This is a genomic window from Bradyrhizobium symbiodeficiens, assembly GCF_002266465.3.
Taxonomy (GTDB): Bacteria; Pseudomonadota; Alphaproteobacteria; order Rhizobiales; family Xanthobacteraceae; genus Bradyrhizobium; species Bradyrhizobium symbiodeficiens.
This window is the reverse complement of the sequence record NZ_CP029427.2, coordinates 4,280,700-4,303,408: the sequence shown is the minus strand read 5'-3', so window position 1 is coordinate 4,303,408 and position 22,709 is coordinate 4,280,700. Positions and strand designations below refer to the sequence as shown.

Here is a 22,709-nt window from a genome sequence, read left to right as displayed (position 1 = left end):
TCAGGCAGCTCCTGGACGGAGATTGGCGAGGCGGTCGAGCGCACCCTGCAGGATGAAGATCGCGGCGTGCTCGTCGATCACCTCGGCGCGCTTGGCGCGGCTGACATCCATGCCGATCAGCTCGCGCTCGACCGCCGCAGTCGAGAGGCGCTCGTCCCACAGGCCGATGGGGAGGGGTGTGAGGCCGGCAAAATTGCGGGCGAAGGCGCGGGTGGATTGCGCGCGCGGACCCTCGCTGCCGTCCATGTTGATGGGCAGGCCGAGCACGAAGCCGACCACCTTGCGTTCGGCCGCGATCGCCAGCAACCGGGCCGCGTCGTGCTTGAACGCCTTGCGCTGGATCGTCTCGACTCCGGTTGCGAGCCGACGGTCCGCGTTGGATACGGCAACGCCGATGGTCTTGGTGCCGAGGTCGAGCCCGACCAGCGCGCCGCGCGCGGGCCAGTGGGTTGCAGCATCGACGAGGGGCAGGATAAGAGCGGGCATGACGTAGCGCATATCACGCGTGGCGCCGCGGAGTGAACCCGGAACATGGATGCACTGACATTATTCGGCCTGTTCGCCGTCACGGCGATGCTGATCAGTTACGCCCTGGAAGATCGCAGCCATTGGTTCGTTCTGCTGTTCGCCGCGTCCTGCGCGCTCGGTTCGGCTTACGGCTTTCTGCAGGGCGCCTGGCCGTTCGGTCTGGTCGAAGCGATCTGGGCCGTCGTGGCGCTGCGGCGATGGCAGCTGAAGCGGTAGATCGTCCGACGGCAGCAACAAGCGCGCGAAATCGTGACGCACATTTGCATCGGGCGATTTGTGGCAAATCTCACACGAGTGAAGGCGCAGGCCATGGCATGATGCCGCGGCTCCGGCTGCGCGCATCGATTGACGCTATGATTGCGTGAGAGTAGATTAACAATCCTAAAGTGTGGGGACGCGTACCCCGATTTTCAGAACGATCGGCAGCGAACGGCAATTCAGGCTCGCGCTGCAACCTTGGCGTAATTTTTAAGGCGTCCCGACCACGTCCCATATTCGCCCAGTCATTTGAGAGGTCACATGCTCATCAAGCCAAGCCTGATCGCGGGCTCAGAAAGGCGATTCAAGCAAGCCGAATTCTCACCTGAAGCCTTGAACCGGAAACTGGGCGACGGTCCGATCGAGATGACCGTCGAAAAGATGCGCGTGCGCCAGCGCCAGCTGCTGGCCGAGACGCAGGACGTGGAGAAGGCCGAGATCGGCCTGGAGCGGATCATCCAGGGCAATGATCTCGACAGCATCAACTATCTCGCCAAGGGGACTGGCGCCTCGCGCTCGGTCTGCCGCATTCAGCTCAGGGATCTCAAGTCGAACCTGCTCGGCTACGGCTCGGGCTTTCTGATCGGGCCGGGCCTGCTGCTGACGAACCATCATGTCTTCGGCAAGCCGGCCGACGCCGCCAATTCGATCGCCGATTTCAACTACGAGCTCGACATCGCGGGGCAGGAGCGTGTGCCGGTGCGGTTCGGCTTCGAGCCGGGCAAATTCTTCTACACCAATGACAGGCTGGATTTCTCGATCGTCGCGGTGGCGCCGACCTCACTGTCGGGCGGGGAGAAGCTCGAGGACTTCGGATGGTTGCCGCTCAGCGGCGCGCCCGGCAAGGCAGATCCCGGCGAGTACCTCACCATCGTCCAGCATCCCAGCGGGCAGATGAAGCAGGTCTGCGTCCGCGAGAACAAGCTGCTCAAATATGTCGGCGACTTCCTCTGGTACAACACCGACACGACGTCGGGCTCGTCGGGCTCGCCGGCATTCAACCGCTTCTGGCAGGTGGTCGCGCTGCATCACAGCGGCGTGCCCCGGAAGGATGGGCAGGGCCGCACCCTGACCAAGGACGGCAAGGTGTGGAAAGCGTCCATGGACGAGTCGCTGATCGACTGGGTGGCCAATGAAGGCATCCGGATCAGCGCGATCGTCGCCGATCTCAAGGTTGCCGTCGGCTCCCATCCCCTGATCAAGCCGGTGCTGGATGAGGAAGAGCCGCCGGTCCGGCTCGAGGTCGAGAACGCTCGGCCGCCGGTCGCCGCGCCCGCTTTCGGCGCCAATTTCTGGGTCGAGCAGTCCCTGGACGGGACCTCGCTGGTGGTCCCGATCCGCGTGCCGTTGCCGACATTCAGGAAGGACATTCCGTTCGCGCCGCCGGCGCCCCTGCCGGTTCCCGCGGGGAGCAACGGCGGAGGCCCGAACGGCGGCATGCAGAACGGCGGCAAGCCGTTGCTCGTTCCGCCGTCCCGCCTCCCGTCAAACCTCAGTGCGAACGGCCTGCCGATGGAGGCCGTGCATATCAATCAGAGCACGCTGAAATCGCGCCCCGGATACAAGGCGAATTTTCTCGGCACCGGGAAATTTTCGGTGCCCTTGCCGAAGATTCCAACCGCTCTCAAATCCGAGATCGCGACGCTCAAGGGGAATTCAAAGCAGTCCGAGCTGAAATATTTCAACTACAGCGTGGTCATGAACAAGCAGCGCCGGCTCGCCTTCTTCAGCTGTGTCAATATCGACGGCGGGCAGCAGCAGGACGTCGGCAAGCGCGAGGGCGATTCCTGGCTGCGCGATCCGCGCATCGATGACGATGCCCAGATCGGCAACGAGTTCTACCGCAAGCAGGCGACCCTCGAGGCGGACCGCAGCAAGAACCCGTTCGACCGCGGCCACCTCGTGCGCCGTCTGGACGCGACCTGGGGCGACACCGTCGCCGCGGCCAAGCAGCATGGTGACGATTCCTTCCACTTCACCAATTGCTCACCCCAGTTCTTCTCGTTCAACCAGGGCAAGCAGGTCTGGGCGGGACTGGAGGATTACACCCGCGATGTCCTGCTCGAAGGCCAGGAGAAGGGCATCGTCATGAATGGTCCTGTGTTCGACGGGCCGGATGCCGATGGCTCCGATCTGCCCAATCCGGCCGGGCGGCCGCACAAGGATCCGAGCTTCGGCGGCGTTCAAATTCCGAAATATTTCTGGAAGATCCTGATCCGGCGCAACGAGGATGACGACGCGCTCAAGGCGGCGGCATTCCTGATGAGCCAGCGAAAGCTGATCATGGACATCGATCGCATCCAGGAGGTGGATCTGCGCGAGAAGATGTCGGAGGAGGATGTCAGCGTCTTCCAGGTCTCGATCGCGGACCTCGCGAAATTGACCAGGCTCGACTTCGGCAATCTCGCTGATGCGGATTCGCACGAGGCAACCTCGGTCGGTCCGCGGCGGATCGAGTCCTATGAGGACATTCGACTCTAGAACGGCGCAGCCTGACGCGGCGTCACCGCGTCAGGCTGCGATGACGTCCTCGTCGGTTTTCAGGCAAGCGGCAAAGCCGGCCAGCGCGCTGGATTGATGTCCGGTGCGACGCTGGATGAAGAGTGTCTCGACCCGGGCATGCGAAGCGCTGAGGGTGTGGATCGAGACGGTGCCATTCATCGCGCTGCGTTCGACGACTGCGCGCGGCAGCAACGTCACGCCCATGTCGGCGGCGACGCAGCCGATCATGCCGTCGAGTGTGCCGAGCTCGAAGCGCGCGGCGGAAGGCCAGCCGAACTCGACGAAGATCTGCTCGAGGCGCTGGCGGTAGGTGCAGCCGGTGCGGAACACCAGCGCGGTCGGGCCGGACTCCGGCGTGCCGGCGCGCAGCTCGGCAAGCGAAGCCCAGCGCCGCGCGCTGACCAGCACCAGCTCCTCGCGGAAGGCGCTCGTCGCAGTGAGGTCGTCGTGGGCGATCGGCCCTGCGATGAAGGCACCATCGAGCGCACCTTCGAGCACGCTTGCGACGAGGTCGGCGGTCGGTGCGGTACGCAAGGAAAGGCGCACGGCGGGACAGCGGCGGTGGAAATCGGCGAGCAGCGGCGGCAGCCGCACCGCCGCGGTCGTCTCCATCGAGCCGATCGCAAGCGGTCCCTTCGGCTCGCCGTCGTCGCGCGCGGCCAGCACGGCCTCGCGCGAGAGCGCGGCCATCCGTTGCGCGTAAGGCAAAAGGCGCTTGCCGGCGCCGGTCAGTGTCATGCCGCGGCTGTGGCGTTCGAACAGCGGCGTGCCGATCTCCGCCTCCAGCGCCTTGACGCGCTGGGTGACGTTGGATTGCACGGTGTTCAGCTCTTCCGCAGCGCGGGTGATGCCACCGCTGCGGGCAACTGCGGCAAAGGTCTTGAGGTCGCCGAGTTCCATGATGTCGTTTCGCTTTTCAGATGGCAGCGTTCGCTACAATTCATTTTCCGAGAATGCTAGTCGGACCTAGTCTCGCTGTCCAGATCAGGAAAGAGCCATGCCGATCGCGACATCGCTGACCACGCTACTTGAGATCAGCCATCCCGTCCTGCTGGCGCCGATGGATGTCATCGCGGGCAGCCGTCTGGTCGCGGCGGTGAGCTGTGCCGGCGGCTTTGGCATTCTGGGCGGCGGCTATGGCGAGAGGATTTGGCTGGAGCAGGAGACGGCGAAGCTCGCCTCCCTGTCCGCGCCGTTCGGGATCGGCTTCATCACATGGAGCCTTGCCAAGCGGCCCGAGCTTCTCGACATCGCGCTGGCGGCAAAGCCTTCGGCGATCATGTTGTCGTTTGGCGATCCCGCGCCGTTCGCAGCCAGGATCAAGTCAGCCGGCGCGCGTCTGATCTGCCAGGTTCAGGACGAAGCGATGGCGCGACAGGCGCTCGATGCCGGCGCCGATATTCTGATCGCGCAGGGAACGGAGGCGGGCGGTCACGGCGCCTCCCGCACCACGGTCGATCTCGTGCCTGCGATCGTCGATCTTGCCGCGGGCGTGCCGGTGGTCGCTGCCGGCGGCATTGCCGACGGGCGCGGGCTCGCCGCCATGATGATGCTGGGCGCGAGCGGCGTGCTGCTCGGCACGCGCTTCTATGCGAGCGTGGAGGCTGACGGTGCGGAGGAGGCCAAGCGGCGCATCTGCGCGGCGAACAGCGGTTCGACGTTGCGCGGCATTATCTTCGATCTCTCCCGCAACAATGTCTGGCCGGCGCCGTTTACCGGCCGATGCCTGGTCAATGATCACGCCCGGCGCTGGATCGGCCGCGAAGTCGAGCTGATGCAGAATGTCGCCGCAGTCGCGGCGGAATATACGGCGGCAAAAGCCGCCGGAAATTTCGACGTCGCGGCCGTCATCGCGGGCGAGGCGGTCGGACTGATCCATGATATTCCACCGGCAGCCGAGATCGTCGGTCGGATTGCGGTTGAAGCGGAGCAGCTTCTTGCCGGCCGCCGCAACTCCATCGCGTCCGTCGCCCGAATCTAGAGAGAACAACCATGTGGCCTGACCGTCGACTGATCGACCTCTTCAAGACCGAATTTCCGATCGTGCTGGCGCCGATGGCCGGCGTGATGGATGCGGAACTGGTGATCGCCGTGGCGGAGGGCGGTGGGCTCGGCTCGCTGCCGAGTGCGATGCTGTCGCCGGAGAAGGCGCGCGAGCAGGTCAACATCATTCGCCAGCGCGTGAAGGCGCCGGTGAATATGAACTTCTTCTGCCATACGCCGGTTGACCTTTCGACCGAGGGCGAGGCGCGCTGGAAGCAGCGGCTCACGGGCTATTACACCGAGCATGGTCTAGATCCCGCAGCGCCGATCTCGGCGGCGAACCGCGCGCCTTTCGACGCTGCCTTCTGCGAGGTCGTCGAGGAGCTGAAGCCCGAAATCGTCAGCTTCCATTTCGGCCTGCCGGAGCAGGCGCTGCTCACGCGCGTCAAGGCGGCCGGCTGCCTCGTCATCTCGTCGGCGACAACGGTGAGGGAGGCCGTCTGGCTCGAACAGCACGGCGTCGATGCCGTAATTGCGCAAGGCGCCGAGGCGGGCGGCCATCGCGGCATGTTCCTGACCGACAAGATCTCCGAGCAGCCCGGCACGTTTGCGCTGGTGCCGCAGGTCGCCGATGCCGTGAAGGTGCCGGTGATCGCGGCCGGTGGCATCGCGGATGGACGCGGCATCGCCGCCGCCTTCGCGCTCGGCGCCTCCGGCGTGCAGATCGGCAGCGCTTACTTGCGTTGTCCGGAATCCAAGGTCTCGCCGGGAGGCCGCAAGGCGCTGGCTGAAGCGCGGGACGATTCCACCGTGATCACCAATGTCATGACCGGGCGCCCGGCGCGCGGCCTCCAGAACCGCCTGATGCGCGAGGCCGGTCCGATCTCGCCGGACGCACCGCCGTTCCCCCATGCGGCGACCGCGCTGGGGCCGCTGAAAGCGGCTGCCGAAAAGCAGGGCAGGGTGGATTTCACCAATCTCTGGGCCGGCCAGGCCGTGGCGCTGGGCCGCGAGGTCCCCGCGGCCGAATTGACCCGGGATTTTGCCAAATCCGCTCTGGCCCGGATGAAGGCGCTGGCTGGCTAGGGCCAGTCACCCGGTTGCGGCGCAAAACCGGCCTCTGCTATACGGCACATAGGTTTTGCCGTGAGAGGCCTTATATAATGTCCGTCGACGCCGCTACCGTCCGCCGCATCGCGCATCTGGCGCGCATTGCGGTTTCCGAAGGCGAGGTTCCGCATCTGCAGGGCGAGCTCAACGCCATGCTCGCCTTTGTCGAGCAGCTCTCGGAGGTCAATGTCGAGGGCGTGGAGCCCATGACCTCGGTCACCCCGATGCGGATGAAGAAGCGGCAGGACGTGGTCGATGACGGCGAGATCGCCGACGATATCGTTGCCAACGCGCCTGCGACCGAAGGCCACTTCTTTCTGGTGCCGAAGGTCGTCGAGTAGTTTTTAGGACCCGTGTCATGTGCATGCTTTGCGACGACGAGAAGGCCTATCAGGCCTACATGAACTATCTCGACAAGATGGAGCGGCAGGGCAAGGCTGCCGATCCCAACGTCGCCGTCAATGCCGTGCTCGACGAGATCGAGGCTGCCGCGAACGCCGCCGCCAAGAAAAAAGACGACCCGGCCAACGACAAGACCCTGTCTCCGTTCTTCTGCAGCCCGATCAATAAATGACCGATTTGACATCGCTGACGCTCGCCGAGGCCCGCAAGGGTCTCGCGGCCAAGACTTTCACGTCCCTCGAACTGACCGATGCGCATCTGAGCGCGATCGAGGCAGCGCGGGTGCTCAATGCCTTCGTGATGGAGACGCCGGAGCAGGCGCGCGACATGGCGCGGGCCGTGGACGGGAAGATCGCCAAGGGCGATGCCGGCCCGCTCGCCGGCATCCCGCTCGGCATCAAGGATCTGTTCGCGACCAGGGGCGTGCGCACCACGGCGTGCTCGAAGATCCTCGGCAATTTCGTGCCGACCTACGAGTCCACCATCACCTCGCAGCTGTGGCGCGACGGTGCAGTGATGCTAGGCAAGCTCAACAATGACGAGTTCGCGATGGGCTCGGCCAACGAGACCTCGTGCTTCGGTCCGGTCGGCAATCCCTGGCGGCGCGAAGGAAGCAACACGACGCTGGTGCCGGGCGGTTCGTCCGGCGGCTCGGCCTCGGCCGTGGCGGCGCTGCTCTGCATGGGTGCGACCGCGACCGACACCGGCGGCTCGATCCGTCAGCCGGCGGCATTCACAGCGACCGTCGGCATCAAGCCGACCTATGGCCGCTGTTCGCGCTGGGGCATCGTCGCCTTTGCCTCCTCGCTCGACCAGGCGGGTCCGATCGCACGCAGCGTCCGCGACAGCGCGATGCTGCTGCGCTCGATGGCCGGTCATGATCCCAAGGACACGACCTCGGTCGACATCCCCGTGCCGGATTACGAGGCCGCGATCGGCAAATCCGTGAAGGGCATGAAGATCGGCATCCCCCGGGAATATCGTCTCGACGGCATGCCGGCCGAGATCGAAAAACTCTGGAGCGAGGGCGCGGCCTGGCTGAAGGCGGCCGGCGCCGAACTCGTCGAGGTCTCGCTGCCGCACACCAAATACGCGCTGCCGGCCTATTACATCGTGGCGCCGGCGGAGGCGTCCTCGAACCTCGCGCGTTATGACGGCGTCCGCTATGGCCTGCGCGAGCAGGGCAAGAACATCAACGAGCTCTACGAGAACACCCGCGCCGAGGGGTTCGGTGCGGAGGTCCGCCGCCGCGTCATGATCGGCACCTATGTGCTCTCGGCCGGCTATTACGATGCCTATTATCTGCGCGCGCAGAAGGTGCGTACGCTGATCAAGAAGGATTTCGAGGATTGCTTCGCGCGGGGCGTCGACGCGATCCTGACGCCTGCGACACCGTCGGCGGCCTTTGGCATCGGCGAGAAGGGCGGCGCGGATCCGGTCGAGATGTATCTCAACGACATCTTCACGGTGACCGTGAACATGGCGGGCCTGCCCGGCATCGCCGTGCCCGCCGGCAAGGACGCGCAGGGCCTGCCGCTCGGCCTGCAATTGATCGGCCGTCCGTTCGAGGAGGAGACGCTGTTCTCGCTCGGCGAGGTGATCGAGCAGGCCGCCGGCCGCTTCACGCCCGCGAGGTGGTGGTGAATGCCGCCGCGTTCATCGCGAGCCTCGATGGCGCGGCGCCCGCGCCTGGGCTGAACGCGCCGCTCGAAGGTCTCTGGTGGGCCGCCAAGGGCGATTGGGACCAGGCGCACAGGATCGTCCAGGACGACAACAGCCGTGACGCCGCCTGGGTGCATGCCTACCTGCACCGCGTCGAAGGCGATCTCGGCAATGCCGGCTATTGGTACCGCCAGGCCGGCCAGCCCGCTGCAAAGGATTCATTGGAAGCGGAGTGGGAGCGGATCGCTGCCACGCTGCTCGGGAGCACGACATGAGCACGGCCACGCACAAGCTTCTCAAGGGCGCCACCGGTGACTGGGAGGTGGTCATCGGCATGGAGATCCATGCCCAGGTGACGTCGAAGTCGAAACTGTTCTCCGGCGCGTCCACCGCGTTCGGCGGCGAGCCGAACTCGCAGGTGTCGCTGGTCGATGCCGCGATGCCGGGCATGCTGCCCGTCATCAACGAGGAATGCGTCAGGCAGGCTGTCCGGACCGGGCTCGGTCTCAACGCGCAGATCAACCTGCGCTCGGTGTTCGACCGCAAGAACTATTTCTATCCGGACCTGCCGCAGGGCTACCAGATCAGCCAGTACAAGTCGCCTGTCGTGGGCGAGGGCGAGGTGATCGTCGATCTCGACGGCGGCCGCAGTGTCTCCATCGGCATCGAGCGGCTGCATCTGGAGCAGGATCCCGGCAAGATGCTGCACGACCGGTCGCCGTCGCTGTCCTACATCGATTTCAACCGGTGTGGCGTGGCGCTGATGGAGATCGTCTCGAAGCCGGACATCCGCGACGCCGAGCAGGCCAAGGCCTATGTCACCAAGCTGCGCTCGATCATGCGCTACCTCGGCACCTGCGACGGCGACATGGAGAAGGGATCCTTGCGCGCCGACGTCAATGTGTCCGTGCGCAAGCCCGGCGCGCCGCTGGGCACCCGCTGCGAAATCAAGAACATGAACTCGATCACCTTCATCGGCCAGGCGATCGAGTATGAAGCGCGGCGCCAGATCGAGATTCTGGAGGACGGCGGTCAGATCGAGCAGGAGACGCGCCGGTTCGATCCCAACAAGGGCGAAACGCGCTCGATGCGGTCCAAGGAAGAGGCGCACGACTATCGCTACTTCCCCGATCCCGACCTGCTGCCGCTCGAATTCAGCCAGGAGTTCGTCGACGAGCTGAAGGCAAAGCTGCCGGAGCTGCCGGACCAGAAGAAGACGCGCTTCGTCGCCGATCTCGGCCTCTCGGCCTATGATGCGAGCGTGCTGGTCGCCGAGCGCGAGAGCGCGGTGTTCTACGAGACGGTGCTCGACAAGCTCGGCAACCGCGCGCGCGACGGCAAGATGGCGGCGAACTGGGTGATCAACGAGCTGTTCGGCCGTCTCAACAAGGAAGGCCGGGATATTACGGACTCTCCGGTGAGCGCCGAGCAGCTCTCGGGGATCATCGACCTGATCGGCGAGGGCACGATCTCGGGCAAGATCGCCAAGGATCTGTTCGAGATCGTCTGGCAGGAGGGCGGCGATCCCCGCGCGCTGGTCGAAAGCCGCGGCATGAAGCAGGTCACCGATCTTTCGGCGATCGAAAAGGTTGTCGACGACATCATCGCGGCCAATCCCGACAAGGCCGCGCAGGTCAAGGACAAGCCGCAGTCGCTCGGCTGGTTCGTCGGCCAGGTGATGAAGGCGTCCGGCGGCAAGGCCAACCCGCAGAGCGTCAACGACCTGCTGAAGTCGAAGCTCGGCGTCTGACCTCGCACGTTCGAACGAGGTGACGGATAAGTTCGTCACCGCGTTTTCGTTCCTCGGCTGCGACGCTCGCGCGCATTCTCGGCGGTAAACTTCATCCCATCGATGGCGACGCCGCGACCGAATCGCCGTCACGCGATTCGCGCAAAACGGCGGCTCGCAGACGCTCCGACGAGCGCTCGCGCCATTAATCATGAAAATATTTTCGTTGCCAAAAATCGCGACTCAGAGTCCGCGAAACGCCTTTGCAAGGTGATCTCGACCGTCACCATGCGCACCGACGGGTCGATCGTGCGCGATACGCGCGTGCAGAAAAATACTTGCTGCATAGAGTTTTCTGTAATCGCATCTCTCGCAGACATCGACGATGCGGGCACTCCGCGCGATCGTGCAAACGCATCATGCAGCGTGCTTGCATCGCGCTCGCCAAGCGCACGCGCCTTGCGTCGTCAACACTTCTTTAAGCGAGACGCTGTTTTTTTCGTTGTGTTGGTGTATTCGGGATGAGTGTGCACTCGATCCCCGAATGCATGCAGCGATTAAGCCATCTCACACATCGGAGGGCAACATGGCCAAGAAAGCTAAGAAGGCAAAGAAGGCGAAGAAGGCGAAGAGCGCAGTGAAGAAGACTGCGAAGAAGACCCGCAAGGTCGCCAAGAAGAAGTAACTTCGCTTCTGAAGTTGCCGGCTCCTCGAGAGCCGGCACGTCATCAGCGCCTCCTGGAGGTTCTGGTCGACGATAGAGGGTGTCGGCGAGACATCAGGTCAACGGTCGGACCGTTCTCTTTTGCGGTCCGGCAGAAGAAACGAGTTTTCTTCGTTCGGTGCGGGGCCGGTTCTCCGGTTCTGCAATTTCACGAGTAGCCTCGCGGTCAAAGTGGAATCTGGTCCTGACGTGTTCGCCGACGCCCTCGTTCTCCTGAGGCCGGGGTATTGCCGGCATTCCTTTTCCCCACATTGCTGATCCGACCACGGCGTGATCGTTGCGCTGGCCGCTCCACCTTGGGCTGGTGAAGGCTGCGGCCCGATTGCGCGCTGCTCGCACGCCGCTTCTGCCATTCGCGCTGTCATCGCCGGGCCTCGACCGGGCGATCGAGTCCGCTGCGGCTTCTCGTGCGACATGGCTGTCTCCTGAATGCCGTCATCCGCCTGCCGCCTTCGCTGAAGCTTCGGCGCTCCAGACGATGAGCCCGGCGAAAGCCTGGACAGTGGCCGGCGCGGGTGCCGATAGCGCGTGGGAGCGCCACGGGATCCGTCCCACCGCGCGCGATGGTTATCGATGTCCCAAAATTCCAGGGTAAACCAAATCTGACGAATCGCATAAGTGCCTGCAAATCAGGGACTTTTTGAATTCTGCGCGCCGGCGCCGCGCGCTCGCGTTTACGTCTGCTTCATCGCGATGCTTAAACTGCCATTCAAATTTGCCCGCCATCATCACCTCCAACAAGCCGGCAAACGGCCTTGAGCAAGAAGACTAAGGGATGAGTTGAACAGTGCAGGGTCCCAGAAAGGGTCATGCACATTCAGAGTTGGACGGGAGCCGCGCTCGGGGGAGCAAGGCACAAGAAAAAAGGGGATGCGTTATGTTTCAGGGTACTTTCGATCTGGAGACGGCAACGCCGATCGACGCGACTGCACTGTCGGACGTGTTGTTCGAGCGCGGGATCTATTGGGCGAGCGGCCGGTCCGGGCTCGTCGATCTTGTCGCCGCGCACAAATGGTTCAACCTCGCCGCCCTGAAGGGCCGCAAGGACGCTGTGACGCTGCGCCAGGAAGTCGCCGGGCAGATGTCGGAGGCCGAGATCTCGGCCGCCCAGCGCGAGGCGAGGGCGTGGGTCTCCACGCACTGAACCGAGCATCGCATCCGCACCGTGTTCGCACGGGTGGGCGTGATTGCGCTGAATCAAGTTTTTACGTCGTGCCGCGACATAAGACCCGTGCGGCATGAGCGGGCCCGACACCGATGAACGATGGCTGCCGATTCAGATCGCTCCCGATGAGTGCGATCTGGAACTCGGACGTCCGCACAAGACGGGGATTCTGCCCTGGTCGTTTCCGTGCCGGCGCAGGTCCGGCGTCTGGTACAATGTCTGGGCCGGCGAGGCGGTGCTGATTTCGCCCTCGCATTGGCGGATCTGGCGGTTCCGCCGCTAGACGCGGACCCAGGCACCTACCCACACATATAAGGTGGTGCGAATCGAGCTGAGTTCGCGGCGCCGATCCTTGCGCCAGGCTTTCGCACCAGCCCTCACGACTGCCTTCAGGTGAAAGAACGCAAAGGCCTTGATTGATTCTGCTGCTGGGTGGCGGAGAGGGAGGGATTCGAACCCTCGATACAGCTTGAGACCGTATGACGCTTTAGCAAAGCGTTGCCTTCAGCCACTCGGCCACCTCTCCGGTGCGAGCCTTATGCATCTAATTGCTTGGGCTGGTCAATTTGGAAGCGCGTGTTTTCGTTCGAATATTCCCAGCGATTTTCGCAACAAGGCAATTTGCTCCCGGAGCATGACCGTAACGCTGCGAGAATGGGCGCCGAGCTCGAGCGTCCAGGGACGGTTTCGCCGATGACAACCATTGCGCTCGCGTAAGAGGCTGAATTTTCTGGAAGAATCAAGGATTCGGGCGGGGCGGTCGAAGGTTCGAATCTTGTCGTCTCCGCCAGCCCGCCCCATAACCTCCGCTATCCGCAGGCGGTGTGCGTCGCGCATCTCAAGGCCGTGCCTGCATCAGGCCGGGAAGGCGGGGAGCAGGTCGATGCCTTGCTGCTTGAGTCTCCTGTGATTCCACGATTCGAGTGCGTCAAAGCCTCTCCCGGCCAGGATCTCGCCCGCGGCGCCTTAAGTGGGGAACTTTGATGGCAGATGGAACCGCGTCGAAAATGTCAGTAAAAACAATGCATTGCGGAGGCGGCTTGATCACATCTGCGTGTTATTTGTGCAACACCCGTCGGAAAACCCGCTTCTCAGGCCCGTTTCGAAGCGTTCTCTTGTTGTGTGTGCAAGGACGTTCGGTAATTGTGACTGAGCGACGGAGGGGGGCATCCCGAGGTCGTCCCGTTTAGGTCAATTCGCTTAAGTCCCTCGCGTTCATGCGGGTGTGTCCGAAGACGCGAAGGAGCCCGAAGCGGTGATTTAAAGGGGGTTGGGGAATTGGCCGTCCGGTCAGTGACCTTCCCTGAAGAGCAACTTGGAGGTTTAACATGAAGTTGGTTAAGAGCCTTTTGCTCGGCTCAGCGGCGGGTCTGATCGCCGTGGGCGGAGCTCAAGCAGCCGATCTGCCCGTGAAGGCCAAAGCGGTCGAATACGTGAGGATCTGCTCGCTGTACGGCGCGGGTTTCTACTACATCCCGGGCACCGACACTTGCATCAAGCTGGGTGGTTATCTGCGCGCTGAAGTCGCGCTGAACACCAACAGCGTCTACAATGGCCAGTTCAGCGGCGTCGGTGGGGCGCACAATCGCCTCAGCAACTACTACACCATGCGGTCTCGCCAGGACCTCAACATCGATACCCGTACCGCGACCGAGTACGGCGTGGTCCGCACGTTCTTCGATGCGACCTTCAGCTGGACCACGGGCGGCTATGCTGGCGCCGGTGCTGGTTTGACCGGTGGCACGACCGCGTACGACGCGGCTCCCGCGGGTACATCGGGCAGCGGCTCGGTGGCTGGTGGTGCGCTCGGCGTGTACTACGCCTTCATCCAGTTCGCTGGCTTCACGATGGGTAAGGCGGTCTCCCAGTTCTCCGCTCCCTGGACCAACTATCCCGGCAACAACTTCGATGGTCTCGTCGGTGGTGGCGGTACGGTCACTGGTGTCAATCAGTTCACCTACACCGCTGACTTCGGTCAGGGCATTACGGCCGCAATCTCGGCTCAGGATCAGGCTCAGTACTACCAGGCTGGCGTCATCAACGCCTCCGGCATCACCGCTGCCGGCATTCTCGGTGGCGCCTACGGAGTAGGCGATTACGGCGGATCGCGCATGCCGGATATCGTCGGTATGGTTCGTATTGACCAGGCTTGGGGTCTGTTCCAGTTGTCGGCCGCCGCGCACGAGAACCACGTTGGCTATTACGGCGCCTCCGAGGTCACCGGCCATCCGGATGACAAGTGGGGCTGGGCAGTCCAGGCGGCCCTGTCGATCAAGAACATCCCGACTGGTGCGGGTGACTCGATCAACCTCCAGGGCGTCTACACCGACGGAGCGACCCGTTACAATATCCAGGACCTCGCATCGGTGAGCTATTCGATGTTCGGCAGTTCCGGCTTGGCCGGCGCTTACCAGAGCATCGGCTTCGCCAGCGCACCCGATACCGTCTTTATTGCGGGCGGCTCTCAGGAGTCGATCAAAACGTGGGGCTTCCGTGGTGCTTATACGCACAACTGGGATCCCTACTGGAATACGGCGATCTACGGTGCTTACGCCGGTATCCAGTACACGGGCGCTTCAAAGACCTTCATTTGCGGAAGCGGCGCGATGGCTGCTGCCCTCACTGCTGGTTCGACCTGCGACCCGGACTTCAACATCGCTCAGCTGGGTCTCATCACCCGCTGGACACCGGTCAAGAACCTGACCTTCTCTGCTGACTTCACCTGGACGCATCTCGACCAGAAGTATTCCGGTGTGGCGGCCTATGCAGGCAACGCGGCTACTGCCAAGCCCGCAGCCTTCTACGAGCTGAAGGATCAGGACAGCCTGAACCTTCTCCTCCGCGCTCAGCGCAACTGGTAAGTTCGGTCTAACGACCTGACAGAGAGCCCCGGCGGGAAACCGCCGGGGCTCTTGCTTTTGTGCGGTCTTCTGGCGGGCAGCGGGCGAGCGGGGGACGCCAAGCGAGGCTCGTCGAAGGTCGTGAAGCCAAGAGCGTTTCGGCAATTCTGGACCGTGGCTTGGACCGTTGCTTGTTTTGACTTCGACTTTCGTGGTGGGTGCTCAACGGCACGATCGACATGAAGACGAGAGCGGACGGCGGCAACGTCTTTCCCGGCTTTCCTCCTCGTCTTGTTGCCCGGGATAGCCAAGATCTCTCCCCAGACGGACGCGACCAAGGCGGGGCATGGAGCGTGTCACTTAAATCCAGGCATATTTGGCGATCGCGCAGGGCATGCCTTCGAACGGGAGAGACGCCGCCGCTATTCCACGCTGCCGGCGCCGCGGCGCAAATCGGCCTCGATCTGCAGGCGCGTGCCGCCGCCGAAGCGGGCCCGGTAGACCTGCAGGTTCTCCATGATCCGCTGCACGTAATTGCGCGTCTCGGAGAACGGAATCAGCTCGACCCAGTCGACCGCGTCGACCTTGGGGTCGCGCGGATCGCCGTAGCGCTCGACCCACTTCCTCACGCTGCCGCGGCCGGCATTGTAGGCGGCGAAGGTCATGATGTAAGAGCCGCGATAATCCTCGAGCAGTCCGCCGAGTTCGGCCGAGCCGAGCGTGGCGTTGTAGACCGAATCGTTCTTCAGCCGCCCCAGATCGTAAGTCGCACCGTGCCGCTTGCAGACATAGCGCGCAGCGTCGGGCGTCACCTGCATCAGGCCGTAGGCCTGTGCCGGTGAGACCACACGGGGGTTGAACGCGCTCTCCTGGCGGGCGATCGCATAGACGATGCTGCGCTCGACTTCGGGACCGATCGGCGTGAACTGCGGAATGCCGTTGACGGGGTAGGCGTAGAAATCGAACGGAAGGCCGCGATTGAGTGCTGCCTTGCCGAGCAGCAGCATGCCGCGTGCATCGTTGTAGCGCTGGGCCATCTCGCCGAGGCCGGCGAGCGCTTCGGGATCGCCGTTCTCGCCCATGTCGGCCAGCAGCGGTATCGCCATCTCGCGCTCGTCAAGCTCGTAGAGCAGTTGCGCGGCGCGCACGATCTCCAGCCGTTCGGCGCCACGGCCGCGCGGCTGACTGTTGAGCTCGATCTGCGGCAGGCCGAGCTTGGCCCGGGCGAGCTGGCCGTAATAGCTGGTCGACTGTTCGGCGGCGCGGGCATAGGCGTTGCGCGCCTCCTGCTGGCGCCCCGCCGCTTCCGCGGCGCGGCCCTGCCAGTAGCCGGCACGCGCCAGCGCGGTCGGATTGACGCTGCCGACGCCGATGCGGGCAAAATGCTGGGTGGCGGCTGCGGGGTCGTTGAGGAAGCGCAACGCGATCCACCCGGCCGTGAACTCCTGCTCGGTCTTGTAGATGTCGCGCGAGGGCAGTGCGGCGTCGCGCGCGATCAGATAGGCGCTGCGGAATTCCTCGGTGTCGATCATCTTTCGCGCCAGGAGACGCCGCTCGATCCACCATTCGTCGAGATTGTGGAGACGACCCGGATCCTTCGGCGCCGAAAGCATGAGCTGTGCTGCCTCGGCGAATTTCTCTTCGCGGCGCAGCAACTGGATCTTGCTGAAGATGAAGCCTGGGTCGTTGTGCAGCTCGCGGGGCACGGCGTCGAGCAGCGCGCGCGCGTTCGGCGCCTTCTTGACCGCGGCGATGCGGGCCCTGGCGAGCGCGACATAGCCGGCGCCCAGGCGCTTTGCGGCGCGCATCGCGGCTTCGTTCTCGCTGCCGTAGAGCAGGGTGTCCATCCGCGCCTTCTGGTCGCCCGGCGTCAGCAGTGCGCCGAACTGGTCGAGCACGTTGTTCTCGGTGTCCTCCGACATCGGATCGCTGCGCCACGCCTCGCGCACCAGCCGTTCGGCATTGGCGCGGTCGCCGCGCGCCAGCATCGCCTTGGCGAGCGCGAAACGGCCCTTGGCGGACACGGGAGATTCGTTCTCGAACCACGACCACGCGACGGACTCGTCGCGCCTGTCGTCCCACATCGCGGCCTCGAGGCGCCGGCGCAGGAAGGTCTGCGACGGCCAGCTCGGATTGGCGGAAAGGAAGGCGCGGTAGCGCTCCACGGTCGCGCCATTGTCCTCGCTGCGCAGGATGATCCATTCCGCGAGTTTTCGCGCGACCGGATCCGAGATGCCTGCTGCGACGTCGCTGGCGTCACCCGCCTTGCGCTTGCGCACGAGCTCGATGACGCTCTCGAGGGCGTCCTTGTCACCCTGCGGCGTCGAGGAGGTCGCCGCGACAGCGGCCGGGATGACCGGCTTGCGCGGCGCGGCATGCTGGCGGGTCGCCGGAGCCAGCACGGGCGCTGCGGCCGGCCTGGCGGCGGGGGCGGAAGGTCTGACGGTGGCCGTCACGGCCGGCGCGGGTGCGGTTTTCGGCGGCGAGGCGCTGGCGGCCGGATGCGATTTCGACCGAGCTGCCGCTGCGGCAGGCTTGGGCTTGTCCTTCGCGGGCTCTTTTGCGGCGCTCTTGCCGGCGTCCTTGCCAGTCTCCTTGGCCGGCTTCTTCGCGGCGTCCTTGGCCGGAGCGCCGGCGGCACCCTTGCTCGCCCCTTTGGCCGCGTCTTTCGCAGTTTCCTTGCCGGTTCGCTTGGACGCGCCCTTCGCAGTATTCTTGGTGGTGTTCTTGGCGGCTGGCTTCGCGGTGTCCTTGCCCGCTTCCGCGGTCGTCTCATTGGACTTGGCCAGGGCGGCGCAGCCGACCGTCAGCCCTGCCATCAGGGACAGGATCAGGCCGGTGGATCGCCAAGCGGCACGAGGGAATGAGGTCACGGCGTTTCGTTGCCCCGAATCAGTCAACTGGCCCAAGACCTACCTGTACAAGATCCAGCTGTATTTGATTGAATATGCGGACAAAATACCAACAGCCGCTTACCTTCGCCCGGTTTGCACCACCACCGCGGCAAAATCGCGGCCTAAACGGTGCGTCACACGGAAGCGGGCCTTTTACCGGCGGGATAGACCCGATATGAAAGGGCTTGCTCAAGAGATAGCCGCGTACGGAGGAAGTCCATGGCAGCCAAGACGAAATTCCGGGGGTCGTTCACCGCCTTGGTCACGCCGTTCAAGAACGGCTCGCTGGACGAGGCGGCTTTCCGATCCCTGGTCAACTGGCAGATTTCGGAAGGCACCAACGGCCTGGTCCCGGTCGGCACCACCGGCGAGAGCCCGACGCTCAGCCATGACGAGCACAAGAAGGTGGTCGAATGGTGCATCGCTGAAGCCAAGGGTCGCGTGCCCGTCGTTGCCGGCGCCGGCTCCAACTCGACCAAGGAGGCGATCGAGCTCGCCCAGCACGCCGAGAAGGCGGGCGCGGATGCCGTGCTGGTGGTGACGCCTTACTACAACAAGCCGACCCAGGAAGGCATGTACCAGCACTTCAAGGCCATCAACGACGCGATCGGCATTCCGATCATCATCTACAACATCCCGCCGCGCTCGGTAATCGACATGTCGGTCGACACCATGACGCGGCTGTGGGAGCTGAAGAACATCGCCGGCGTCAAGGACGCCACCGCCAGCATGGTGCGCGTGTCGCAGCAGCGTGCGGCGATGGGCGAGGATTTCAACCAGCTCTCCGGCGAGGACGCCACCATCCTCGGCTACATGGCGCATGGCGGCCATGGCTGCATCTCGGTGACCTCGAACGTCGCGCCGCGCCTGTGCTCGGAGTTCCAGGCCGCCTGGGCGAAGGGCGACGCCAAGGCGGCGCTCGCGATCCACGACAAGCTGATGCCGCTGCACAACAACCTCTTCATCGAGAGCAACCCGGCGCCGATCAAGTACGCGATGTCGCTGCTCGGCAAGCTCGACGAGACGCTGCGCCTGCCGATGGTGCCGGTCTCCGAGCCGACCCGCGTTGCCGTGCGCAGTGCCATGGTGCACGCTGGCCTGATCAACTGATGGGTTGACCAAACCGGGGAGGCCGTTCATGAGCGTCGATGACAAGGGCAGGCGGATGCTCACGGAGTTCCGCGAATTCGCCATGAAGGGCAACGTCGTCGATCTCGCGGTCGGCGTCATCATCGGTGCGGCCTTCGGCGCCATCGTCACCTCGCTGGTCGGTGACATCATCATGCCGATCATCGGCGCGGCGACCGGCGGCCTCGACTTCTCGAACTACTTCGCCCCCTTGTCGAAGGCGGTGACCGCCACCAACTTAGCGGATGCGAAAAAGCAAGGCGCCGTACTTGCTTACGGCAGCTTCCTGACGCTGACGATCAACTTCATCATCGTCGCCTTCGTGCTGTTTCTGGTGATCCGCGCCATGAACACTCTGAAGCGGAAGGAAGAGACCAAGTCCGCGGAGCCGCCGAAGCCGTCGGCGGAGGTCGTGCTGCTGACCGAGATCCGCGATCTCCTCAAGAAGTGACGCGCGCGCTTCATCCAAACTGTTAGCATCGCTGCGCATCGCGCTCAGGTCTCACCGCCATGGCTGATAAGAACGAACGTCCGATCAAGGTCATGGCGGAGAATCGCAAGGCCCGCTTCAACTATGCGATCGAGGATACGATCGAAGCGGGGATTGCGCTGACCGGCACCGAGATCAAGTCGATCCGCAACGGCAAGAGCACGATCGCGGAATCCTACGCCGACTCGAAGAACGGCGAGATCTGGCTGATCAACGCCACCATTCCCGAATATCTCCAGGGCAACCGCTTCAATCACGAGCCCAAGCGGCCGCGAAAGCTGCTGCTGCATCGCAAGCAGATCAACAAGCTGATGGGCGCCGTCGACCGCGAGGGCATGACGCTGATCCCGCTCAAGCTCTACTTCAACGAGCGTGGTCGCGCCAAACTGCAGCTGGCGGTTGCAAAGGGCAAGAAGCTGCACGACAAGCGCGAGACCGAGAAGAAGCGCGACTGGAGCCGGGAGAAGGGCCGCCTGATGCGGGCGAGAGGATAGCGAGATGAACCAGCGCAACCTGCTCGAGGTCGATTGGAGCCAGATCCCCGCACCTGAAGACGACGGCGCCGCCGCGCATCTGGTCGGCATGACGCTGCCGCCAATCGGCCTGCTTGCGACAGACGACACCTCGGTGACGCTGTCGTCGATGCGTGGCCGGACCGTGGTGTTCGCATATCCCCGCACCGGCGAACCCGGCAAGATTGCGTTGGTCGACGATTGGGACATGATCCCGGGCGCGCGCGGTTGCACGCCGCAGACTTGCGCGTTTCGCGACCTGTTCGCCGAGCTGAAGGCCGCCGGCGCGGCCCAGGTGTTCGGTCTTTCGACGCAGAGCAACGCCTACCAGACCGAGATGGCGTCGCGGCTGCATCTGCCGTTCCCCGTGCTGTCGGACGAGAAGCTGGCGCTGACGCGCGCCCTGAAGCTGCCGACCATGGAGGTCGCTGATCTCACGCTGATCAAGCGTCTCGCGCTGATCGTCGACGACGCCCGCATCATCCACGTTCTGTATCCGGTGTTCCCGCCGGACCGGAACGCCGGCGACGTGCTCGACTGGCTGAAGGCCAATCCGGTCCGCGCCTAATCCAGATCCGCCTTCACCTTCGCGAACACCGAGCGGAACATGTCCGGCGTCAGCACGCGGGTGTTCGTGTTGTAGCGCGAGCAGTGATAGCTGTCGTAAAGCTTGAACGCGCCGGCCTGATGCACGGCGCCGTGGCTGAAGGGGGCCTGCGAGGCCTTCAGGTTCAGCGGCTTGAGCACGCTGTCGTGCGCAATCCGCCCGAGCGCGATGATCGCGCGCAGCTTTGGCATCGTTGCGAGATTCGCGACGAGGAACTGCCGGCAGGTGTTGATCTCGACCGGCAGCGGCTTGTTCTGCGGCGGAACGCAATGCACTGCGTTGGCGATCCGGCAGTCGACCAGCTTCAGGCCGTCATCGGGACGCGCCTGATAGGTGCCCTTGGCAAAGCCATATTCGAGCAGCGTGGCGTAGAGCAGGTCACCGGCGTAATCGCCGGTGAACGGCCGCCCCGTGCGGTTGGCGCCCTGCATCCCCGGCGCGAGGCCGACGATCAACAGGCGGGCTTTGATGTCGCCGAAGGGCGCAACGGGCGCATTGTGCCATAACGGCTCGCGCGCCCGGTTCGCCTCGCGAAAGGCGACCAGGCGCGGACAGAGCGGACAATCGCGGTCGGGAACGACGTTGGGAGACTGGCGGCTTGACCGGGCCGCCTCACTCCTCGAAGTCGTCATCGCCCCTCGGCGCCATCGTGGTTGCGCGCTGGAGGAATTGCGGGGCGTGGTGGCGTCCCTCACCACGCTCGCCGCGGTCACGCGGGGCGGGGCGTTCGGACGGATCGCGGCCGAGCTTGGATTGCAGCTCGACGAGATCGGTGAAGACGTCGGCCTGCCGGCGCAGCTCGTCGGCGATCATCGGCGGCTGGCTGGCGATGGTGGAGATCACCGTGACCCGCACCCCGCGGCGCTGCACGGCCTCGACCAGGGAGCGGAAGTCGCCGTCACCGGAGAACAGCACCATCTGGTCGATGTGCTCGGCAAGCTCCATGGCGTCCACGGCGAGCTCGATGTCCATGTTGCCCTTGACCTTACGGCGGCCGGAGGCGTCGATGAACTCCTTGGTCGCCTTGGTCACGACGGTGTAGCCGTTGTAATCCAGCCAGTCGATCAGCGGGCGGATCGAGGAGTACTCCTGATCCTCGATGATCGCGGTGTAGTAGAACGCCCGAAGCAGCGTTCCGCGGCTCTGAAACTCCTTCAGCAGGCGCTTGTAGTCGATGTCGAAGCCCAGAGTTTTCGCCGTTGCGTAGAGATTGGCTCCGTCGATGAAGAGCGCGATCTTGTCGGTAGAGGAAGGTGACATTCAGTTTGCTCGCGTAGCGTTCGTGATTGATGTTTTATTGTTGGCGCGGCGGCAGCATTGCCGCGCATTTCCAGAGTGCCGCCGAGACCCGTCGAAACCGCAAATCCGGAGAAGTCGGGGCAAACAAGGTATAGTTATGACGGACATGCATACACCCGGCGCCGCCCTCGATGGCAGCCCGGGACACCACCCATTCCAGCCCCAATGTGGGGGTAGCAGAGCCGTTTGGCGAGGCCAAATCACAAATTGGCCTTGCGAAATCGCCCCGGCCCCTATAACTAGCGCCAATCATCCACATATTTCGTCCCACCCACAACGGAGCGACAGTTCATGGCTCGCGTCACCGTAGAAGATTGTATCGACAAGGTCGACAACCGGTTTGACCTGGTCCTGCTGGCCGCCCACCGTGCCCGCATGATTTCGTCCGGATCACAACTAACGGTTGACCGCGATAACGACAAGAACCCTGTTGTGTCTTTGCGCGAAATTGCTGACACGACGATTTCGCCCGAGGACCTCCGCGAGGAGTTGGTGCACTCGCTCCAGAAGTTCGTCGAGGTCGACGAGCCCGAGCCGGATACGGTGCCGCTGATTGGTTCCGCAGGTGCGAGCGTCGATGCGGACGATACCGAAGTCGCCGTCGAGCGCATGACCGAAGAGGAGCTCCTGAAGGGCCTCGAAGGCCTTGCGCCGCCCGAGGAGCAGCCCGAGGAAGACGAGTAAATCGTCCGTCGCGATCGTTGATGTCCTGTGATCCCGTCAAAGGCCCGAACCATTGTTCGGGCCTTTGCTTTTGTTGACGTTTTGGTGGTTACCATAACGTTGCGGTTGGCGATGTGTCCTGTCACCGAATTGATCGGACACAGGCGCGATCGGAGCTAAGATGTATACGACGGGCAGGCTGGGGCTCGTTTG

At 63.9% G+C, this 22,709-nt stretch carries 22 protein-coding genes and 1 tRNA gene; 17 read left to right on the top strand and 6 right to left on the bottom strand.

All coding sequences use genetic code 11. The annotated features are described in order from the left end of the window. Window positions 1–486 carry a Holliday junction resolvase RuvX gene (gene ruvX / locus CIT39_RS19980; protein ID WP_094977858.1) on the bottom strand — a complete coding sequence of 162 codons (486 nt, stop codon included), beginning with the start codon at window positions 484–486 and terminating at the stop codon, window positions 1–3. 45 nt (window positions 487–531) lie between these two features. Between ruvX and CIT39_RS19975 the strand changes: the two genes are divergently transcribed. Together CIT39_RS19975 and CIT39_RS19970 are read left to right on the top strand one after the other, a co-directional pair. Beyond that, entirely contained in the window at window positions 532–744 is a 213-nt protein-coding gene (locus CIT39_RS19975; RefSeq protein ID WP_094891879.1) for a hypothetical protein, read from the top strand. 303 nt (window positions 745–1,047) lie between these two features. After that, a complete protein-coding gene (locus CIT39_RS19970; RefSeq protein ID WP_094977541.1) occupies window positions 1,048–3,267 on the top strand; it encodes a DNA/RNA non-specific endonuclease in 2,220 nt (739 codons plus the stop codon). Between the two features lie 30 nt (window positions 3,268–3,297). Here the strand turns inward: CIT39_RS19970 and CIT39_RS19965 are convergent, their stop codons facing one another. After that, window positions 3,298–4,188: a LysR family transcriptional regulator gene (locus CIT39_RS19965; RefSeq protein ID WP_094977542.1), complete on the bottom strand. Its 891-nt coding sequence runs from the start codon at window positions 4,186–4,188 to the stop codon at window positions 3,298–3,300. Between the two features lie 97 nt (window positions 4,189–4,285). On the opposite strand from CIT39_RS19965, the gene CIT39_RS19960 reads away from it, so the two are divergent. The 9 genes from CIT39_RS19960 (at window position 4,286) to CIT39_RS19920 (ending at window position 12,346) form a co-directional block, all read left to right on the top strand. After that, window positions 4,286–5,269: an NAD(P)H-dependent flavin oxidoreductase gene (locus CIT39_RS19960; protein ID WP_094977543.1), complete on the top strand. Its 984-nt coding sequence runs from the start codon at window positions 4,286–4,288 to the stop codon at window positions 5,267–5,269. 11 nt (window positions 5,270–5,280) lie between these two features. Next, complete coding sequence (locus CIT39_RS19955; protein WP_094977544.1) at window positions 5,281–6,357, top strand: NAD(P)H-dependent flavin oxidoreductase; 1,077 nt, start codon at window positions 5,281–5,283, stop codon at window positions 6,355–6,357. Window positions 6,358–6,434: 77 nt separating this feature from the next. Further along, window positions 6,435–6,722, top strand: coding sequence for an Asp-tRNA(Asn)/Glu-tRNA(Gln) amidotransferase subunit GatC (gatC, locus tag CIT39_RS19950; RefSeq protein WP_094977545.1), 288 nt, complete (start codon window positions 6,435–6,437; stop codon window positions 6,720–6,722). A 17-nt stretch (window positions 6,723–6,739) separates the two neighbouring features. After that, window positions 6,740–6,955 carry a hypothetical protein gene (locus CIT39_RS19945; RefSeq protein WP_014494728.1) on the top strand — a complete coding sequence of 72 codons (216 nt, stop codon included), beginning with the start codon at window positions 6,740–6,742 and terminating at the stop codon, window positions 6,953–6,955. Beyond that, window positions 6,952–8,427 (top strand): Asp-tRNA(Asn)/Glu-tRNA(Gln) amidotransferase subunit GatA, encoded by a 1,476-nt coding sequence (gatA, locus tag CIT39_RS19940; RefSeq protein ID WP_094977546.1) that lies wholly within the window; start codon window positions 6,952–6,954, stop codon window positions 8,425–8,427. Before CIT39_RS19945 ends, gatA begins: the two co-directional genes overlap by 4 nt. Then, complete coding sequence (locus CIT39_RS19935) at window positions 8,418–8,720, top strand: hypothetical protein (RefSeq protein WP_094977547.1); 303 nt, start codon at window positions 8,418–8,420, stop codon at window positions 8,718–8,720. Before gatA ends, CIT39_RS19935 begins: the two co-directional genes overlap by 10 nt. Continuing rightward, window positions 8,717–10,195 carry an Asp-tRNA(Asn)/Glu-tRNA(Gln) amidotransferase subunit GatB gene (gatB, locus tag CIT39_RS19930; protein WP_094977548.1) on the top strand — a complete coding sequence of 493 codons (1,479 nt, stop codon included), beginning with the start codon at window positions 8,717–8,719 and terminating at the stop codon, window positions 10,193–10,195. The genes CIT39_RS19935 and gatB overlap by 4 nt, the downstream gene beginning before the upstream one ends. Window positions 10,196–11,775: 1,580 nt before the next feature. Beyond that, window positions 11,776–12,042 carry a hypothetical protein gene (locus tag CIT39_RS19925; RefSeq protein WP_094977549.1) on the top strand — a complete coding sequence of 89 codons (267 nt, stop codon included), beginning with the start codon at window positions 11,776–11,778 and terminating at the stop codon, window positions 12,040–12,042. Window positions 12,043–12,136: 94 nt separating this feature from the next. Continuing rightward, the gene (locus tag CIT39_RS19920; protein ID WP_094977550.1) at window positions 12,137–12,346 is read left to right on the top strand and encodes a hypothetical protein; all 210 of its coding nucleotides are present in this window, start codon (window positions 12,137–12,139) and stop codon (window positions 12,344–12,346) included. A 150-nt stretch (window positions 12,347–12,496) separates the two neighbouring features. Here the strand turns inward: CIT39_RS19920 and CIT39_RS19915 are convergent. Next, window positions 12,497–12,589: transfer RNA gene (locus CIT39_RS19915), tRNA-Ser, on the bottom strand. 802 nt (window positions 12,590–13,391) lie between these two features. On the opposite strand from CIT39_RS19915, the gene CIT39_RS19910 reads away from it, so the two are divergent. Then, window positions 13,392–14,924 (top strand): porin, encoded by a 1,533-nt coding sequence (locus CIT39_RS19910; protein ID WP_094977551.1) that lies wholly within the window; start codon window positions 13,392–13,394, stop codon window positions 14,922–14,924. Between the two features lie 401 nt (window positions 14,925–15,325). Here the strand turns inward: CIT39_RS19910 and CIT39_RS19905 are convergent, their stop codons facing one another. Then, window positions 15,326–17,722, bottom strand: a complete 2,397-nt coding sequence (locus CIT39_RS19905) for a lytic transglycosylase domain-containing protein (protein WP_162308907.1) — start codon at window positions 17,720–17,722, stop codon at window positions 15,326–15,328. 294 nt (window positions 17,723–18,016) lie between these two features. On the opposite strand from CIT39_RS19905, the gene dapA reads away from it, so the two are divergent. From dapA to CIT39_RS19885, 4 genes are read left to right on the top strand one after another with little or no spacing between them, the layout of a single operon-like run. Next, window positions 18,017–18,907 (top strand): 4-hydroxy-tetrahydrodipicolinate synthase, encoded by an 891-nt coding sequence (dapA, locus tag CIT39_RS19900; protein WP_094977553.1) that lies wholly within the window; start codon window positions 18,017–18,019, stop codon window positions 18,905–18,907. 55 nt (window positions 18,908–18,962) lie between these two features. Continuing rightward, on the top strand, window positions 18,963–19,376 hold the full coding sequence (gene mscL / locus CIT39_RS19895) for a large conductance mechanosensitive channel protein MscL (protein WP_162308906.1): 414 nt from the start codon (window positions 18,963–18,965) through the stop codon (window positions 19,374–19,376). 59 nt (window positions 19,377–19,435) lie between these two features. After that, window positions 19,436–19,909 (top strand): SsrA-binding protein SmpB, encoded by a 474-nt coding sequence (smpB, locus tag CIT39_RS19890; RefSeq protein ID WP_094977555.1) that lies wholly within the window; start codon window positions 19,436–19,438, stop codon window positions 19,907–19,909. Window positions 19,910–19,913: 4 nt separating this feature from the next. Continuing rightward, the gene (locus CIT39_RS19885) at window positions 19,914–20,495 is read left to right on the top strand and encodes a peroxiredoxin (RefSeq protein WP_094977556.1); all 582 of its coding nucleotides are present in this window, start codon (window positions 19,914–19,916) and stop codon (window positions 20,493–20,495) included. Here CIT39_RS19885 and CIT39_RS19880 read toward each other — a convergent pair. Both CIT39_RS19880 and CIT39_RS19875 read right to left on the bottom strand, forming a co-directional pair. Further along, on the bottom strand, window positions 20,492–21,166 hold the full coding sequence (locus tag CIT39_RS19880) for a uracil-DNA glycosylase (protein ID WP_094977557.1): 675 nt from the start codon (window positions 21,164–21,166) through the stop codon (window positions 20,492–20,494). The two genes, CIT39_RS19885 and CIT39_RS19880, sit on opposite strands and share 4 nt — an antisense overlap. Further along, window positions 21,147–21,794, bottom strand: coding sequence for a LabA-like NYN domain-containing protein (locus tag CIT39_RS19875; protein ID WP_094977558.1), 648 nt, complete (start codon window positions 21,792–21,794; stop codon window positions 21,147–21,149). The genes CIT39_RS19880 and CIT39_RS19875 overlap by 20 nt, the downstream gene beginning before the upstream one ends. Window positions 21,795–22,124: 330 nt before the next feature. Here CIT39_RS19875 and rpoZ point away from each other — a divergent pair, with 330 nt between their 5' ends. Beyond that, window positions 22,125–22,517 carry a DNA-directed RNA polymerase subunit omega gene (gene rpoZ / locus CIT39_RS19870; RefSeq protein ID WP_008133017.1) on the top strand — a complete coding sequence of 131 codons (393 nt, stop codon included), beginning with the start codon at window positions 22,125–22,127 and terminating at the stop codon, window positions 22,515–22,517. The last annotated feature ends 192 nt before the right edge of the window (window positions 22,518–22,709 follow it).

Coding starts and splice junctions, on each gene's coding strand:
- CIT39_RS19960 (WP_094977543.1), top strand. CDS start 4,286: ATGCCGATCGCGACATCGCTGACCACGCTACTTGAGATCAGCCATCCC.
- CIT39_RS19885 (WP_094977556.1), top strand. CDS start 19,914: ATGAACCAGCGCAACCTGCTCGAGGTCGATTGGAGCCAGATCCCCGCA.
- CIT39_RS19925 (WP_094977549.1), top strand. CDS start 11,776: ATGTTTCAGGGTACTTTCGATCTGGAGACGGCAACGCCGATCGACGCG.
- CIT39_RS19910 (WP_094977551.1), top strand. CDS start 13,392: ATGAAGTTGGTTAAGAGCCTTTTGCTCGGCTCAGCGGCGGGTCTGATC.
- CIT39_RS19970 (WP_094977541.1), top strand. CDS start 1,048: ATGCTCATCAAGCCAAGCCTGATCGCGGGCTCAGAAAGGCGATTCAAG.
- gatB (WP_094977548.1), top strand. CDS start 8,717: ATGAGCACGGCCACGCACAAGCTTCTCAAGGGCGCCACCGGTGACTGG.
- CIT39_RS19875 (WP_094977558.1), bottom strand. CDS start 21,794: ATGTCACCTTCCTCTACCGACAAGATCGCGCTCTTCATCGACGGAGCC.
- CIT39_RS19955 (WP_094977544.1), top strand. CDS start 5,281: ATGTGGCCTGACCGTCGACTGATCGACCTCTTCAAGACCGAATTTCCG.
- CIT39_RS19920 (WP_094977550.1), top strand. CDS start 12,137: ATGAGCGGGCCCGACACCGATGAACGATGGCTGCCGATTCAGATCGCT.
- smpB (WP_094977555.1), top strand. CDS start 19,436: ATGGCTGATAAGAACGAACGTCCGATCAAGGTCATGGCGGAGAATCGC.
- gatA (WP_094977546.1), top strand. CDS start 6,952: ATGACCGATTTGACATCGCTGACGCTCGCCGAGGCCCGCAAGGGTCTC.
- CIT39_RS19975 (WP_094891879.1), top strand. CDS start 532: ATGGATGCACTGACATTATTCGGCCTGTTCGCCGTCACGGCGATGCTG.
- gatC (WP_094977545.1), top strand. CDS start 6,435: ATGTCCGTCGACGCCGCTACCGTCCGCCGCATCGCGCATCTGGCGCGC.
- ruvX (WP_094977858.1), bottom strand. CDS start 486: ATGCCCGCTCTTATCCTGCCCCTCGTCGATGCTGCAACCCACTGGCCC.
- CIT39_RS19965 (WP_094977542.1), bottom strand. CDS start 4,188: ATGGAACTCGGCGACCTCAAGACCTTTGCCGCAGTTGCCCGCAGCGGT.
- mscL (WP_162308906.1), top strand. CDS start 18,963: ATGCTCACGGAGTTCCGCGAATTCGCCATGAAGGGCAACGTCGTCGAT.
- CIT39_RS19905 (WP_162308907.1), bottom strand. CDS start 17,722: ATGGCAGGGCTGACGGTCGGCTGCGCCGCCCTGGCCAAGTCCAATGAG.
- CIT39_RS19880 (WP_094977557.1), bottom strand. CDS start 21,166: ATGACGACTTCGAGGAGTGAGGCGGCCCGGTCAAGCCGCCAGTCTCCC.
- CIT39_RS19945 (WP_014494728.1), top strand. CDS start 6,740: ATGTGCATGCTTTGCGACGACGAGAAGGCCTATCAGGCCTACATGAAC.
- dapA (WP_094977553.1), top strand. CDS start 18,017: ATGGCAGCCAAGACGAAATTCCGGGGGTCGTTCACCGCCTTGGTCACG.
- rpoZ (WP_008133017.1), top strand. CDS start 22,125: ATGGCTCGCGTCACCGTAGAAGATTGTATCGACAAGGTCGACAACCGG.